14 protein-coding genes and 1 pseudogene are annotated in these 13,913 nt (G+C 43.1%); 9 read left to right on the forward strand and 6 right to left on the reverse strand.

What is annotated here, in order from left to right:
* Window positions 1-192: 192 nt before the first annotated feature.
* Entirely contained in the window at window positions 193-1,164 is a 972-nt protein-coding gene (locus OCU87_RS06005; RefSeq protein ID WP_261858001.1) for a DUF5666 domain-containing protein, read from the forward strand.
* 78 nt (window positions 1,165-1,242) lie between these two features.
* Here the strand turns inward: OCU87_RS06005 and OCU87_RS06010 are convergent, their stop codons facing one another.
* Together OCU87_RS06010 and OCU87_RS06015 are read right to left on the reverse strand one after the other, a co-directional pair.
* Window positions 1,243-1,689: a GNAT family N-acetyltransferase gene (locus tag OCU87_RS06010; RefSeq protein WP_157072547.1), complete on the reverse strand. Its 447-nt coding sequence runs from the start codon at window positions 1,687-1,689 to the stop codon at window positions 1,243-1,245.
* Window positions 1,690-1,698: 9 nt separating this feature from the next.
* The gene (locus tag OCU87_RS06015; protein ID WP_062688628.1) at window positions 1,699-2,127 is read right to left on the reverse strand and encodes a nucleotide triphosphate diphosphatase NUDT15; all 429 of its coding nucleotides are present in this window, start codon (window positions 2,125-2,127) and stop codon (window positions 1,699-1,701) included.
* A gap of 299 nt (window positions 2,128-2,426) precedes the next feature.
* On the opposite strand from OCU87_RS06015, the gene aroA reads away from it, so the two are divergent.
* The 8 genes and pseudogenes from aroA to OCU87_RS25035 form a co-directional block, all read left to right on the forward strand.
* Window positions 2,427-3,710: a 3-phosphoshikimate 1-carboxyvinyltransferase gene (gene aroA, locus OCU87_RS06020; protein WP_062688630.1), complete on the forward strand. Its 1,284-nt coding sequence runs from the start codon at window positions 2,427-2,429 to the stop codon at window positions 3,708-3,710.
* 242 nt (window positions 3,711-3,952) lie between these two features.
* Window positions 3,953-4,633, forward strand: a complete 681-nt coding sequence (gene cmk / locus OCU87_RS06025) for a (d)CMP kinase (protein ID WP_062688632.1) — start codon at window positions 3,953-3,955, stop codon at window positions 4,631-4,633.
* A gap of 103 nt (window positions 4,634-4,736) precedes the next feature.
* Window positions 4,737-6,407 carry a 30S ribosomal protein S1 gene (rpsA, locus tag OCU87_RS06030; protein WP_062688634.1) on the forward strand — a complete coding sequence of 557 codons (1,671 nt, stop codon included), beginning with the start codon at window positions 4,737-4,739 and terminating at the stop codon, window positions 6,405-6,407.
* A gap of 84 nt (window positions 6,408-6,491) precedes the next feature.
* Window positions 6,492-6,782, forward strand: a complete 291-nt coding sequence (gene ihfB, locus OCU87_RS06035; protein ID WP_062688635.1) for an integration host factor subunit beta — start codon at window positions 6,492-6,494, stop codon at window positions 6,780-6,782.
* Window positions 6,783-7,100: 318 nt separating this feature from the next.
* Window positions 7,101-7,385, forward strand: coding sequence for a LapA family protein (locus tag OCU87_RS06040; protein ID WP_048897053.1), 285 nt, complete (start codon window positions 7,101-7,103; stop codon window positions 7,383-7,385).
* A 3-nt stretch (window positions 7,386-7,388) separates the two neighbouring features.
* On the forward strand, window positions 7,389-8,558 hold the full coding sequence (lapB, locus tag OCU87_RS06045) for a lipopolysaccharide assembly protein LapB (RefSeq protein ID WP_062688637.1): 1,170 nt from the start codon (window positions 7,389-7,391) through the stop codon (window positions 8,556-8,558).
* Between the two features lie 310 nt (window positions 8,559-8,868).
* Entirely contained in the window at window positions 8,869-9,564 is a 696-nt protein-coding gene (pyrF, locus tag OCU87_RS06050) for an orotidine-5'-phosphate decarboxylase (RefSeq protein ID WP_062688639.1), read from the forward strand.
* 156 nt (window positions 9,565-9,720) lie between these two features.
* Window positions 9,721-9,832, forward strand: a pseudogene (locus tag OCU87_RS25035) (type IV pilin protein); the annotation flags it as partial.
* A gap of 421 nt (window positions 9,833-10,253) precedes the next feature.
* Here the strand turns inward: OCU87_RS25035 and OCU87_RS06060 are convergent.
* The 4 genes from OCU87_RS06060 to OCU87_RS06075 are packed head-to-tail and all read right to left on the reverse strand — an operon-like array spanning window position 10,254 to window position 13,909.
* A complete protein-coding gene (locus OCU87_RS06060) occupies window positions 10,254-11,078 on the reverse strand; it encodes a peptide ABC transporter ATP-binding protein (RefSeq protein WP_062688643.1) in 825 nt (274 codons plus the stop codon).
* On the reverse strand, window positions 11,075-12,073 hold the full coding sequence (locus tag OCU87_RS06065) for a peptide ABC transporter ATP-binding protein (RefSeq protein WP_062688645.1): 999 nt from the start codon (window positions 12,071-12,073) through the stop codon (window positions 11,075-11,077). Before OCU87_RS06065 ends, OCU87_RS06060 begins: the two co-directional genes overlap by 4 nt.
* Window positions 12,073-12,960, reverse strand: coding sequence for a putrescine export ABC transporter permease SapC (sapC, locus tag OCU87_RS06070; RefSeq protein ID WP_094957363.1), 888 nt, complete (start codon window positions 12,958-12,960; stop codon window positions 12,073-12,075). Before sapC ends, OCU87_RS06065 begins: the two co-directional genes overlap by 1 nt.
* A complete protein-coding gene (locus tag OCU87_RS06075; protein ID WP_094957364.1) occupies window positions 12,947-13,909 on the reverse strand; it encodes an ABC transporter permease in 963 nt (320 codons plus the stop codon). Before OCU87_RS06075 ends, sapC begins: the two co-directional genes overlap by 14 nt.
* Between the last annotated feature and the right edge of the window lie 4 nt (window positions 13,910-13,913).

Below are 13,913 nucleotides of genomic sequence, written 5' to 3' on the forward strand. Positions count from 1 at the left end.
TCAAAATCTATACTGCGCCAAAATTTTGTTACTTTTTATTAGTGGTAGGACATTATGAAGTTAAAAGCCCTTGTAACGGTTATTTCTTTAGCGCTTGTAGGCTGTGGTGGAAGTGATAGCTCAGACAGTTCGGTTAAAAAATAAGGTACGTTAGACGGTAAAATTCAATCTTTAAATGCACCTACGCAATCGTTGTCGTTATACGGCGAGCAGTTATCAGCTGCCAACGCAAAAATCTCTTATGAAGATAAAGCACTTCAGTTCAGTAATCTTGATGAGGGGATGCGTGTTAAGTTGACCGCGAACAACGGCGATACGAATGACATTAAACTTAACCCAACACTCGTGGGTAAAGTGACAAAAATCGATGGCACTAAAGTGACTGTTGACGGTGTGACGTTTGAATACAAACTTGATGACGATATCGAGGTTGGCGATTGGGTGTTGGTAACGGGTTATACCCAAGCGGATGGTTCAATCAAAATTGTATCGGTAAAAGAAATCGCTGATCTAGATGACGATCAGCATGAATTTGAAGGTGCTGTTACTGATCTTGATACTAATAACCAGACGTTCAAAATTGGCCCTGTAGAGGTTGCTTACAGCGGTGCTTCTATTGATAAAGATGATGACCAGACGCTCGAAAATGGTAGCTGGGTTGAAGTCTACGGTCGTTTTGAAAATTCTGTTTTCAATGCAGTGAAAGTAGAGCTTGAAGATGATAATGACTATAAAGATACCGAAGTTGAGGGTGTGCTGACTTGGGTAAACCAAGATAAGACTCAAATTGAAATCAATGGTCGTATTCGCGCTGAAGTGACCGCAAAGACTGAATTTGATGATGGTGAAAAATCAGATTTAAAAATGGGCCGTTGGGTCGAAGTTGATTTGCAGGCTCAAGGTGACACGCTGTGGGCGAAAGACATTGAGTTCGATGATGAGCAAGGTGAAAAGGCTGAAGATTTTGAATTAAAAGGCAATGCTTCCAGTGTTGACCAAGTAAAGAGCCAATTCGAACTTGATGGCAAAACAATTATTGTTAATGCAAAAACAGAGTTTGATGATGACTTAACGATGGATAAGCTTGATGGTGAAGCGATTGACGTTGAAGGCGTGATCATTAATAGTGAATACGTTGCGAAAGAAATCGAGCGACAAGACTAGTCTTCTGTGTTTTAAACGATCAAATAGAGCGCTTTAGGCGCTTTATTTGTTTTTGACGAACACGAATATCACTTTGTCTTAAGGGCGATAGCACATATACACAAAATGTTTATCTTCCCCTGTTTGAACAAAACCCATACGCTGGTAAAGCGTACCAACACGATTGCTTTGTAAGTAACTCAGGGTTAAAGGGAGTTGCTGTTGCTGGGCTTGTCTAATTGCCATATCCAGGATTTGAGAGCCAATACCGAACCCTTGATAGGACGGTAAAATAAAGAATCGGCAGAAATAGAGTTTATCGCCTTGGTGCTGCACTAAGTAACTACCAATCGCTTTGCCATTTGACTCAATGATTAAAGGGCGCTCTTCGAGCCACTCTTCTGCATGAATCTTTCGTTGTATAGATTCATCCCAGCCAAAGACTGCCTTAATAGGTTCGAACTCAGACTGTTTTTTTAAATCAAACAGGAATTCATAATCATCCTCAACGGCTGGACGAACCGTAAATTGGCGAGACGTTGGCATGGGCATTGTTTAGGCGCTGAGACAAATGACGTTATTTAAATAACAAGCGATAGACTGTTCGCTCGCATCGAAGTGAGGTTGGGGAAGGGCTGTAGGGTCCACCCAGATCCAACCATCGCACTTATCAGGCTCTTTTAATTCAGGATCGCCAGTATATTCAGTCGCTAATAAAGCGATACTGATGTAATGCAGTCCAGATTCTTGATAGGTCTTTAAGTTATTAGTGACCGCGATAACTTGTGGGTTGTGAATGTGAACGCCCGTTTCTTCAATCATCTCACGCGTGGCACATTGTTCAAAAGTTTCGCCTATTTCTAAGTGACCACCAGGAATAGAATAGTACGGTGAATGACTATTTTTGCGCTTACCAACCAGCACTTGCCCTTTATTATTTACCAGAATAATCCCTATGCCCACTTTAGGTGTTTCTGTTGTCATATAAAGCCTTTAACTCTAATAAGTGCGTTTTAAGAGTATATATACAATGAAGTTACTGAGGTGCCAATCTAATTCGTGAGCAATTGATTTAAAGAAGCGCTATTGCAATAAAAACTGCGATGAATGTTATTGTTAACTTCAATAATAGGCAGTAATGAATTGAATAAGCAGAGCAATAATAGGTTTAGAGGCTCTGCGATGAACGTTGTACTAGTTAGGTGATGCATTGGTGCTGGTATCTCGTCACATTATTCGCTAATCTGCAAGAACGCATAATATTTAGGATGATCAGAGAAGCAATGGAAAGTTTAACGTTACAGCCAATTCAACGGATTAATGGTGTAGTGAACCTACCTGGTTCTAAAAGTGTCTCGAACCGAGCTTTGTTATTGGCAGCGTTAGCACAGGGACAAACTCGCTTAACTAACTTGCTGGATAGCGATGACATTCGTCATATGCTTAATGCTCTTGAATCTCTGGGTGTGCAATATCAATTATCTGCAGATAAAACTGAATGTATTGTTGACGGCTTAGGTCACGCTTTTCAGCCAGAAAAAGCCCTTGAACTATATTTAGGCAATGCAGGTACAGCAATGCGACCATTAGCTGCTGCATTATGCTTAGGTGGCGGGGAGTTTGTTCTCACAGGTGAGCCCCGCATGAAAGAGCGTCCAATTGGTCACCTTGTTGATGCACTGCGTGCTGCTGGTGCTGATGTTCACTACTTGGAAAATGAAAATTACCCACCACTAGCCATTAAAGGTAGTGGCTTAAAGGGTGGAGAAGTTGAAATCGATGGTTCGATTTCTAGCCAGTTCTTAACTGCATTTTTAATGGCAGCACCAATGGCGGAACAAGACACGGTTATTCGTATTAAAGGTGATCTTGTTTCTAAGCCTTATATTGATATTACACTGCAAATTATGGCGCAATTTGGCGTGTCGGTTGAAAACCGCGATTATCAAGAATTTGTAGTGTCCGCAGGGCAGACTTATCAAGCACCTGGTGACTTTTTAGTTGAAGGTGATGCATCATCTGCTTCTTATTTTCTAGCTGCCGCTGCCATTAAAGGCGGTGAAGTTAAAGTGACAGGGATAGGTAAAAAAAGCATTCAAGGTGATGTGCAGTTTGCTGACGCACTTGCCGCAATGGGTGCTGAAATTGAGTGGGGTGATGACTATGTTATTGCTCGCCGCGGTGAACTTAAGGCTGTAGATCTTGATTTTAACCATATTCCAGATGCCGCGATGACGATTGCAATAGCCGCGCTATTTGCCGATGGCACAACGTCGATCCGTAATGTGTACAACTGGCGTGTGAAAGAGACTGACCGCTTAGCAGCAATGGCAACAGAACTCCGTAAAGTGGGTGCTGAAGTCGAAGAAGGGCATGATTACATTACTATTACGCCACCTCAGCAGTTGACCCATGCAACGATTGATACTTACGACGATCACCGCATGGCTATGTGTTTTTCATTGGTGGCACTAAGTGATACGGCAGTGACGATCAATGATCCTAAGTGCACATCTAAAACCTTCCCTGATTACTTTGATAAGTTAGAAGGTCTAGCCAATCAATAATTGCATAAAATAAGCATAAGAAAATAATCAATAATTACACCCATGCCGCAAGATATGGGTGTTTTTTCTTCAGCTGACATTTTCCTCTTCTAAAGCGACTGTTTTCTTCTGCCCCTTTACAAAAAAATCACGTATAATCTTCGCCCGTTTGATTGATGGCTTAACTTTGTTGTTGCTGCTTTTTTGCTATGCAAAATTAAGCGATTAATATTAACGATTGTGAAAATATTCGGAGATACTCTATGTCTACACATTCACCAGTAATCACGGTTGATGGCCCCAGCGGTGCAGGTAAAGGCACACTATGTATGCTTTTAGCTGACAAGTTAGGTTGGAATCTTTTAGATTCTGGCGCTATTTATCGCGTACTAGCGCTTGCTGCTCTGCACCATGGTGTTGATCTTGAGTCAGAAGAAGCGTTAGTTGTGCTGGCTGCCCACTTAGATGTGCAGTTTGTCGCTGAAGGTGACTTGGTGAAAGTGATCTTAGAAGGTGAGGATGTATCCCCCACTTTGCGCACGCAAGATGTTGCAAATGCAGCATCAAAAATTGCAGCACTTCCACGTGTACGTGAAGCATTGTTACGTCGCCAACGTGCATTTAGTGAAGCGCCAGGTCTAGTGGCTGATGGCCGCGATATGGGCACGGTTGTTTTCCCTCAAGCGGAGGTGAAAATCTTCCTTGATGCGAGTGCGGAAGAACGTGCTAATCGTCGTATGAATCAGTTGCAAAATAAAGGCATAGATGTTAACTTTGTCACCCTTTTAGGCGAGATTCAAGAACGCGATTATAGAGATCGTAACCGTGCGGTTGCTCCTCTGCGTCCCGCTGATGATGCTTTAGTGCTAGACTCTACTGAACTTTCGATAGAGGAAGTGACAGCACAAGCTCTCGCTTATATTGAACAAAAATTGTCTTGTTGAATAATCAGCAAGGCGGCGTCGGTGTCAAGGAAGATAACTGACTTTTATATCAACCCCATGCGGTAGGATACCCATGGTTGTTTATCAAATTGAAGATTAAATAATGACTGAATCTTTTGCTTTACTCTTTGAAGAGTCTCTAAACGAAATCGAAACACGCCCAGGCGCGATCGTTAAAGGTACTGTAGTAGCTATCGAGAACGGTTACGTTCTTGTTGATGCTGGCCTTAAGTCTGAGTCATCTATCCCTGCTGAAGAATTCAAGAACGCTGCTGGCGAACTTGAAATCGAAGTTGGCGCACAAGTAGATGTTGCTCTTGACGCGATCGAAGATGGTTTCGGTGAGACTAAACTTTCTCGTGAGAAAGCTAAGCGTCACGAAGCTTGGATCCAGCTTGAGAAAGCTTACGAAGAAGCTGAAACTGTTGTTGGTATCATCAACGGTAAAGTTAAGGGCGGCTTCACAGTTGAACTTAACGGCATCCGTGCGTTCCTACCAGGTTCTCTAGTAGACGTACGCCCAATTCGTGACACTGCTCACCTTGAAAACAAAGAGCTAGAGTTCAAAGTAATCAAGCTTGATCAGAAGCGCAACAACGTTGTTGTTTCTCGCCGCGCAGTTATCGAATCTGAAAACAGTGTTGAGCGTGATGAGCTACTTGCATCTCTACAAGAAGGCATGGAAGTTAAAGGTATCGTTAAGAACCTTACTGACTACGGTGCTTTCGTTGATCTTGGCGGTGTTGACGGTCTTCTACACATTACTGATATGGCTTGGAAACGCGTTAAGCACCCAAGTGAAATCGTTAATGTTGGTGACGAAATCAACGTTAAAGTTCTTAAGTTCGACCGTGAGCGTACTCGCGTATCACTAGGTCTTAAGCAACTTGGCGAAGATCCATGGGTTGCAATCGCTAAGCGTTACCCAGAAAGCACTAAGCTATCTGGTCGCGTAACTAACCTAACTGACTACGGCTGCTTCGTTGAAATCGAAGAAGGCGTTGAAGGTCTTGTACACGTTTCTGAGATGGATTGGACTAACAAAAACATCCACCCATCAAAAGTTGTTAACGTGGGCGACGAAGTTGAAGTTATGGTTCTTGATATCGACGAAGAACGTCGTCGTATCAGCCTAGGTCTTAAGCAGTGTAAAGCTAACCCATGGCAGTCATTTGCAGAAATGCAAGCTAAGGGCGATAAAGTAACTGGTAAGATCAAGTCTATCACTGATTTCGGTATCTTCATCGGTCTTGAAGGCGGCATCGACGGTCTAGTTCACCTATCTGACATTTCTTGGAATGTTTCTGGTGAAGACGCAGTTCGTGACTTCAAGAAAGGCGACGAAATTTCTGCAGTAGTTCTTGCAGTTGACGCAGAGCGTGAGCGTATCTCTCTAGGCGTTAAGCAAATCGAAGAAGACCCATTCAACGGCTACGTTGCAGTTAACAAGAAAGGTGCTCTAGTTACCGGTACTGTTACTGCAGTTGACGCGAAAGGCGCAACAGTTGAGCTAATTGAAGGCGTTGAAGGTTACCTACGTGCTTCTGAAGCATCTGTTGACCGTGTTGAAGACGCAACTCTAGTTCTTTCTGTTGGCGATTCTGTTGAAGCTAAATTCACAGGCGTTGACCGTAAGAACCGCGTAATCAACCTATCTGTACGCGCTAAAGATGTTGCTGAAGAGCAAGAAGCAATGGCTACTCTGAACAAGCAAGATGATGCTTCGTTCGGTAGCGCTATGGCTGATGCATTCAAAGCAGCTAAAGGCGAGTAATTGAGCTTAGGGAGAAAAAGCGTTTTAGCATTTTCTCCCTAAACGGTTATACTATTGAGAAACATACTAAAAACCGGAGTGTTTATGACAAAGTCTGAATTAATTGAAAGGCTATGTAGTCAACAAACACATCTTTCTGCCAAACAGGTAGAAGATGCAATCAAGGATATCCTTGAGCACATGGCGGGCACCCTCGAAGAGGGCGATCGTATTGAGATCCGTGGCTTTGGTAGCTTCTCGTTGCATTACCGTGCTCCCCGTGTAGGTCGCAACCCTAAAACTGGTGATAAGGTTGAGTTGGACGGCAAGTACGTTCCTCACTTTAAGCCAGGTAAAGAATTACGCGATCGTGTTAATTTGTCTCTGGCAGGTTAACCACGGTTCTGACAAAAACGGCATACATTGTATGCCGTTTTTTTATGCCTAAAATTTGAGTTCTACTGTTTGCTGACTGACAGCATATTCTAAAATGGCTTCACGGCATTATTTCTAATTGATAATTATTCCTAAGTTACTATTTCTTAAGTGAAAATTGTTTATTATTATGAATATATCAATATTGAGAGCTAAGTGTTCAGAGAACGTGCGGAATTGTGTCGTTACTTAATGATTTTGGTCGCGAGTTGCTGCATAATCATTGGATGTTCCGTTTGATATAATCGAACTTTGATGGATTAAGTGAGAGGATTCACGATGAAAATAATTGGCATTCTGCTACTCATAGTCTGCTTTCTGATCACCTTAGCGCTTGGGGCACAAAACCAAGAGCTGGTGAATTTCAATTACCTTGTTGCTCAAGGTGAGTTCCAGTTATCAACATTGCTTGGTATTGCATTCGGTGGTGGTTTTGCTATCGGTTGGTTGATTTGTGGCCTTCTATATTTAAAAGCGCGTGTTTCAAAAAATCTACTGACTAAAAAAGTTGCTAAGCAACAAAAAGAGTTGGAGCAGCTTCGTGCCGCACCAGCGAAGGACTAATTAATGCTTGAGTTGTTGTTCCTGTTATTACCCATTGCTGCCGCTTATGGCTGGTATATGGGTAACAGGAACGCACGTAACGATCGCCAAGAGCAGTCTCATCACATGTCACGTCAATACGTGACGGGTTTAAATCTATTACTCTCTGATCAATCAGACAAAGCCGTAGATTTATTTATTGAGCTGCTACAGGTTGATAGTGAAACAATCGACACTCACCTTGCACTCGGAAACCTTTTTCGTAGTCGAGGTGAAGTTGATCGCGCAATTCGCATTCACCAAAATCTTATCGCTCGCCCGAATCTAACAATTGATCAGCGTAATCTTGCGTTGCAACAATTAGCAAAAGATTACATGGCCGCAGGTTTTCTTGATCGCGCTGAAAAGATTTTTCAACAATTGCTTGATGAGCCCGATCATCGTAAAGCAGCCCTTCAACAATTACTTTCTATCTATCAGCAAACCCGTGAATGGGAACACGCGATAGAGATGGCGACGCAACTTGTTAAAATGGGTAAGACAAAGTTAAAGCACGATATTGCACATTATTGGTGTGAATTATCGATGTTAGAACTTGGTGCTCAAAACCCGGACAAGGCCAAGCAGCACCTTAAAAAAGCCTTATCAGCAGATAAAACCTGCGTACGTGCGACTATAGCGACCGCACGTATTATGATCTCTGAAAAAGAATATAAATCAGCTGCAAAACAGTTAGAACGTATTGCTGAACAAGATGTTGATTTTATAAGTGAAGGATTGCCGTTATTGCTTCAATGCTATGAAGCAATGGGGAATGAAACTGCATGGATTAAATACCTGCAAAATTCGGTCGATCACAAAGCTGGTGCTACCGCCGAGCTGATGTTGGCTGATGAGATCTTTAAGCATGATGGTGCTGCGCTCGCTCAGGCATTTATGACGCGTCAGCTCACTAAAAATCCGACCATGAAGGGTTTTTATCAGTTGATGGATTACCACCTTGATGAAGCCGAAGATGGTCGAGCTAAAGACAGTTTAACATCGCTGCGTAAGTTGGTGGGTGAGCAGCTTAAACTTAAGCCTCATTATCGTTGCCGCAACTGTGGTTTTGCTACCCACTCTTTATATTGGCAGTGCCCATCTTGTAAACGTTGGGGTACCGTTAAGCCAATCCGTGGTTTAGATGGTGAATAATGTTTGATTTGGTCAATGTTTTATAGCTTAGAGCCCACTTTTGATTTGAGTGGGCTTTTTTATAGGTAAAAGATGGTCTTTTTTGTTCTAAATTCATTACTTTATTTTTTATTGGATTTTTGATGCTGCATTTAGAGTGGTTGAAATTTTATTGACGATAACAAACGATTGGCTAATGATGAATGGTGCTGTTTTTGTCCTCTTTGTCGGCAAAAGCAATTAAATCTCGTAAAAAAACAATTTTCATGTACAATCCTGCCGCAGACAGGAAACTGTACGTGACTGATTTATTGATAAAGCAGGAGATGCAATGTTAGACCCAAAAGTGATTGTCGCTCTCGACTACCCAAACCAAGATGATGCGTTAGCTTTTGTTGACCGTATTGAACCGGGAAGTTGTCGACTTAAAGTTGGCAAAGAGATGTTTACTTATTTTGGCCCTGACTTTGTGCGTAAACTGCATGATCGGGGTCATTCTGTATTTCTAGACTTAAAGTTTCATGATATTCCCAATACATGTTCCCGCGCCGTAGCTGCTGCTGCTGATATGGGAGTGTGGATGGTGAATGTTCACGCGACAGGTGGTGAGCGCATGATGGCCGCATCACGTGAAATTCTGGAACCTTATGGTAAAGATCGCCCATTACTGATAGCAGTAACGGTACTGACAAGTATGGAAGCATCTGACTTAGCGGGTGTGGGTATCCAGTGTGCGCCACAAGAGCATGTATTAAACCTTGCCAACTTGACTAAGAACAGCGGCTTAGACGGTGTAGTTTGCTCAGCGCAAGAAGCATCAATGCTAAAAGCGCAGCTTGGCCAAGAATTTAAGCTAATTACCCCTGGGATTCGCCCTGCTGGTAGTGCTGCGGGTGATCAGCGTCGTGTGATGACACCGACTGAAGCAGTACAAGCGGGTTCTGATTACCTTGTCATTGGTCGTCCTATTACAAAAGCGATAGACCCAGCCGCTGTGTTAGCTGAGATTAATTCATCGTTAGTATAATTAGCCTTAGTCATAATTTTTAAAATAACGCCTCGCAGCAATGTGAGGCGTTTTTTTGTTGTTGATTAGCAATAATCGAAATTTATATTTGTCGAGTCATTATGCCATGTGTCAAAATGTCGTCATTCCCTCTGGCTATATAAGTAACTGGCAAATATGATTAAAAGTAGCGGTATTCGAGGTTTCACCTTGATTGAGCTAGTCATTGTTATTGTTATTCTCGGAATTTTAGCCGTTACGGCAGCACCGCGTTTTCTTGATTTGCAGCACGACGCCCGTAAAGCAACACTTGCTGGGATGAAAGCCGCTATGGCATCTGCATCAGAACAAGTTTACGCGAAATCGATAATCAGCGGGCTTGATCAGTCCGCATCTGGTGCTGTGGCCATGAATGGTCGTTCGATTATGGTAATTTATGGTTATCCTAAGAGTCGATATAAAGACGTTTGGAGCGAACTATTGGTGGGTGAGTTCGGGGAAGTGCCTTATGAGGATGCTAGTAAGTATGAGTGGATGTGGCATAACCCCTCTCCTGGCAAGGATGGGCTTTATATCATGCCGAGAAATTTCACTAATAAAAAGCAGAATTGCTATGTAATGTACCTGCCACCGAGTTCCAATTCTGTGGGGAATTACACCTTAGATATGGTTGATACGGGCTGCTAATTCAGCCCGTACCAAAACCTAATTTAGCAGCAAATCTTAGGTGTTGCGCCACTAATACGGCTACTGCGGTCGTGTGATGGCGCGGCAAAGTGACTATCTAACAGCTTCTGCGTTAAAGGATGCTGAGGGTTGCTGAATACATCGGCCGTTTTGCCTGATTCCACAACTTCACCTTCATGCATTACCATGACTTTGTCAGTAAAGTGCTTAATTACCCCCATGTGTTGTGATACATAAATGTACGACAATCCCATCTCTTCTTGCAGTTCAAATAATAAATTAATGATTTGCGAACGCATCGACATATCTAGGCCGTTCAAAGCTTCATCAGCCACGATAATACAAGGCTGAAGGATTAACGCACGGGCTAAAGATACACGCTGTTTTTGACCTGTTGCCAACATTTGCGGGTAGAAGTAAGCATGTTCAGGTAATAGGCCGACACGCTTTAAGGTCTCCATAATACGGCGTTCACGAGCTTGTGGCGTCATATTGGTATTTCGTTTTAGTGGACCTTCAAGGATCTTCCCGATCTGGATGCGCGGGTTAAGTGACGTGTTCGGATCCTGAAAAATCATTCGGATCAATTTACAACGTGTTTGAAAATCATTAGGCGACAAAGGATCACCGTTAACACGGATGATACCTTCTGTCGGTTCTACCACACCGGCTAACATTTTAGCGAGTGTTGATTTTCCTGAACCGTTCTCGCCCATAAAAGCCATGGTTTCACCTGCTTCTAAAGAGAAAGAAATCGGCTTAACGGCTTCAATAGTACGGCGGCGAAATAACCCCGAACGGTAGTGATAATCTTTTTTTAAGTTCTCGACTTCAAGTAAAGCACTCATTTGTTACCGTCCTCCATGTTTAGCGGGAAATGGCAGCTAAACTTATGGTTTTTAATTTTCCGTCGCTTAGGTACTTCTACACATTTGCGTTGTGCGTGTGGGCAACGTGGTCCAAGGCGACAGCCTATTGGCAAATGCTGTAGCGGTGGGATAGAGCCAGCCAAGGTTTCTAACTTACTTTTGTGCGGAATATCTTTACTAAAATCAGGCATCGCTCGTAATAATGCTTCGGTATACGGGTGATGTGGCGATTCTATTAATTGCTTTCGGTTACCAGACTCGACGGATTGACCACAGTACATCACTGTAATTTTGTCAGCCCATTGAGTGACCGTTGTTAAGTCATGGCTAACTAATAGAATCGTTGTGTTGCCCAGTTGATTCATTCGGCTCAGTAAGCGGAAAATTTGCGCTTGAGTGATTGGATCAAGATCATTAGTGGGTTCATCGGCTATCAGTAGGCGAGGGCGGTTTGCAATTGCCATCGCAATCATCACTTTTTGGCACTCACCATCCGTTAATTCATACGGGTAGCTATTCATCACACGGCGGTGTTCTTTGATACCGACTTTATGCAATAGCGCAATGGCTTGCTTTTGACGCCAACGAAAACGTTGCCACCATTTTCCGTTAAACGACGACGACGGGATCGCTTCTTCTAGCTGATCGCCTACACGTTCTGATGGATCCAGACACGATGACGGTTCTTGGAAAATCATCGCTATTTCACGACCAACTATTTTACGACGTTCACGTGGTGATAAAGTAAGAAGATCTATATTACCAAGACGTAAACGGTCAGCACTGATACGCCAGTTATCTTTGCTAACCCCTGCAATGGCTTTTGCAACCAAGCTTTTACCAGAGCCTGATTCCCCAACAAGGCCACGAATTTCACCTTCATTAAGCGTTAAGCTCATGCGATCGACGGCTTTAACCATACCTTGAGGGGTATCGATTTCGATCGTTAGGTTACGTATATCCAGTAATGGCATTAGTCTATTCCCGCATTCAAGGCTTGGCGGAGTCCTTCACCAACTAAGTTAATAATTAATACGCTGAACATAATGGCAAGGCCTGGCAATGTGACGGTCCAAGGTGCAAGGTAAATCAACTCAACGGAGTCGCCTAGCATTGCTCCCCACTCTGGAGATGGAGCTTGTGCGCCTAAACCAAGGAATCCAAGTGCTGCAATATCTAAAATTGCAATGGAAATAGCACGAGTGAGCTCTGTAGTAATTGTGGTTAAAATGTTGGGTAAAATCGAGTGATACAGCAGATAGAAATCGTTAGCACCATCTAAGCGGGCAGCAATGATGTAATCTTTTTCGACTTCGTTGTGTACCGCAGTATAAATAGCGCGAATAAAACGAGGGATCAAGGCTAACCAAATCGCAAACAAGATATTGGTTTCCCCTGGCCCCATATAAGCCACGACGATAATCGCCAGCAGTAGGGAAGGAATCGATAATACCGTATCAAGGATGTGGTTGAGAAAGCTCGATTTAAGCCCACGCGTCATTCCTGCTAACACACCAATAAAGATACCAATCACACTAGAGGCAAACGCGATTAGTAAGGCATAGCCAAACGTTAGCTGAGAGCCTAATAGTAAACGGCTAAGAATATCACGGCCAAGATCATCCGTGCCGAAGAAAAACTCCACATGGCCAGATTGGTCCCACGATGGTGGCATTAATAATTCGCCCACTTGAATATGCGGCAAATAAGGGGCTAGCCAGTGTGCACTTAGCGTCAGTAATAGCGTTAAGCATAAGCACCATAAACCAAACATCGCGAGAGAGTTGCTACGAAAGTCTTGGCGAGAACGCTCCCATTGTGTCGGGATTTTCTGTTCCTGATAAATATTATTTGATGGCATACCATTCCTTCCGTACTAGGGGGTTTATTGCCGCGCCCGTTAAGTCAGAGAAGATGTTGGCAATAAGAGTAAAGCTCGCCACCGTAATAACACCAGCTTGAATAGCCACATAGTTTTGATCTGAGATTGCATCCAGTAACCAACGGCCAATACCCGGCCAGTTGAAAATAGACTCCGTCAGCATCGCGAAAGTCATCATGGTTGAAAATTGCATACCAAGTTTTGGAATAATCGGTGGAATAGCATTTTTTCTCACGTGACGGATAATAATTTCAAAAGTAGACAGCCCTTTGGTATGAGCTACTTTGATGTAGTTTTGGGTCATTACTTCAGCGACAGATGCACGGGTCAAGCGGATCACTTCGGTTGTTGGTGCTGTTGCTAAAACTAAAGTGGGTAAAATCAGATGATGGATAACATCGATTAACGCTTCTGCGCGATACGGCTTTTCTGATAACAAGACATCGATAATTGCAAACCCCGTGACATGCTGAATTTCATACAACAAGCTGTAGCGCCCAGCGACAGGTAGCCAGCCTAAATTTAATGAAAAAAGCAATATAAGCAGCATCGCGAGCCAAAATAGCGGGATCGAATAACCCACTAATGCCAGTGATGAAATGATTGTGTCGATAGGACGACCTTGGCGAACACCTGCTAAAGTACCTAGTGGAATACCAATAATCAGGGATAAACCAAACGCAAAGAAGCACAGTTCTAGTGTCGCGGGGAATACCGTTAGCACTTCTTGTAAAATAGGCGAACCATCTTGATTGAGGCCTAAATTACCGGCAAGCAGGTTTTCGATATAAATAAGCCAACCACTCCAAAAGGGTTGATTGCTCCAAAGCGATGTTTGGTCGAGGCGCAGAATACTGAACCCGATCATTGTGAGTATCGCGAGCGTAATAATAAAAAGATTAAGCCGGCGGATAGTATAAATAAACATGGTA

The organism is Photobacterium sanguinicancri (genome assembly GCF_024346675.1).
Taxonomy (GTDB): Bacteria; Pseudomonadota; Gammaproteobacteria; order Enterobacterales; family Vibrionaceae; genus Photobacterium; species Photobacterium sanguinicancri.

Coding starts and splice junctions, on each gene's coding strand:
- OCU87_RS06010 (WP_157072547.1), bottom strand. CDS start 1,689: ATGCCAACGTCTCGCCAATTTACGGTTCGTCCAGCCGTTGAGGATGAT.
- OCU87_RS06015 (WP_062688628.1), bottom strand. CDS start 2,127: ATGACAACAGAAACACCTAAAGTGGGCATAGGGATTATTCTGGTAAAT.
- aroA (WP_062688630.1), top strand. CDS start 2,427: ATGGAAAGTTTAACGTTACAGCCAATTCAACGGATTAATGGTGTAGTG.
- cmk (WP_062688632.1), top strand. CDS start 3,953: ATGTCTACACATTCACCAGTAATCACGGTTGATGGCCCCAGCGGTGCA.
- rpsA (WP_062688634.1), top strand. CDS start 4,737: ATGACTGAATCTTTTGCTTTACTCTTTGAAGAGTCTCTAAACGAAATC.
- ihfB (WP_062688635.1), top strand. CDS start 6,492: ATGACAAAGTCTGAATTAATTGAAAGGCTATGTAGTCAACAAACACAT.
- OCU87_RS06040 (WP_048897053.1), top strand. CDS start 7,101: ATGAAAATAATTGGCATTCTGCTACTCATAGTCTGCTTTCTGATCACC.
- lapB (WP_062688637.1), top strand. CDS start 7,389: ATGCTTGAGTTGTTGTTCCTGTTATTACCCATTGCTGCCGCTTATGGC.
- pyrF (WP_062688639.1), top strand. CDS start 8,869: ATGTTAGACCCAAAAGTGATTGTCGCTCTCGACTACCCAAACCAAGAT.
- OCU87_RS06060 (WP_062688643.1), bottom strand. CDS start 11,078: ATGAGTGCTTTACTTGAAGTCGAGAACTTAAAAAAAGATTATCACTAC.
- OCU87_RS06065 (WP_062688645.1), bottom strand. CDS start 12,073: ATGCCATTACTGGATATACGTAACCTAACGATCGAAATCGATACCCCT.
- sapC (WP_094957363.1), bottom strand. CDS start 12,960: ATGCCATCAAATAATATTTATCAGGAACAGAAAATCCCGACACAATGG.
- OCU87_RS06075 (WP_094957364.1), bottom strand. CDS start 13,909: ATGTTTATTTATACTATCCGCCGGCTTAATCTTTTTATTATTACGCTC.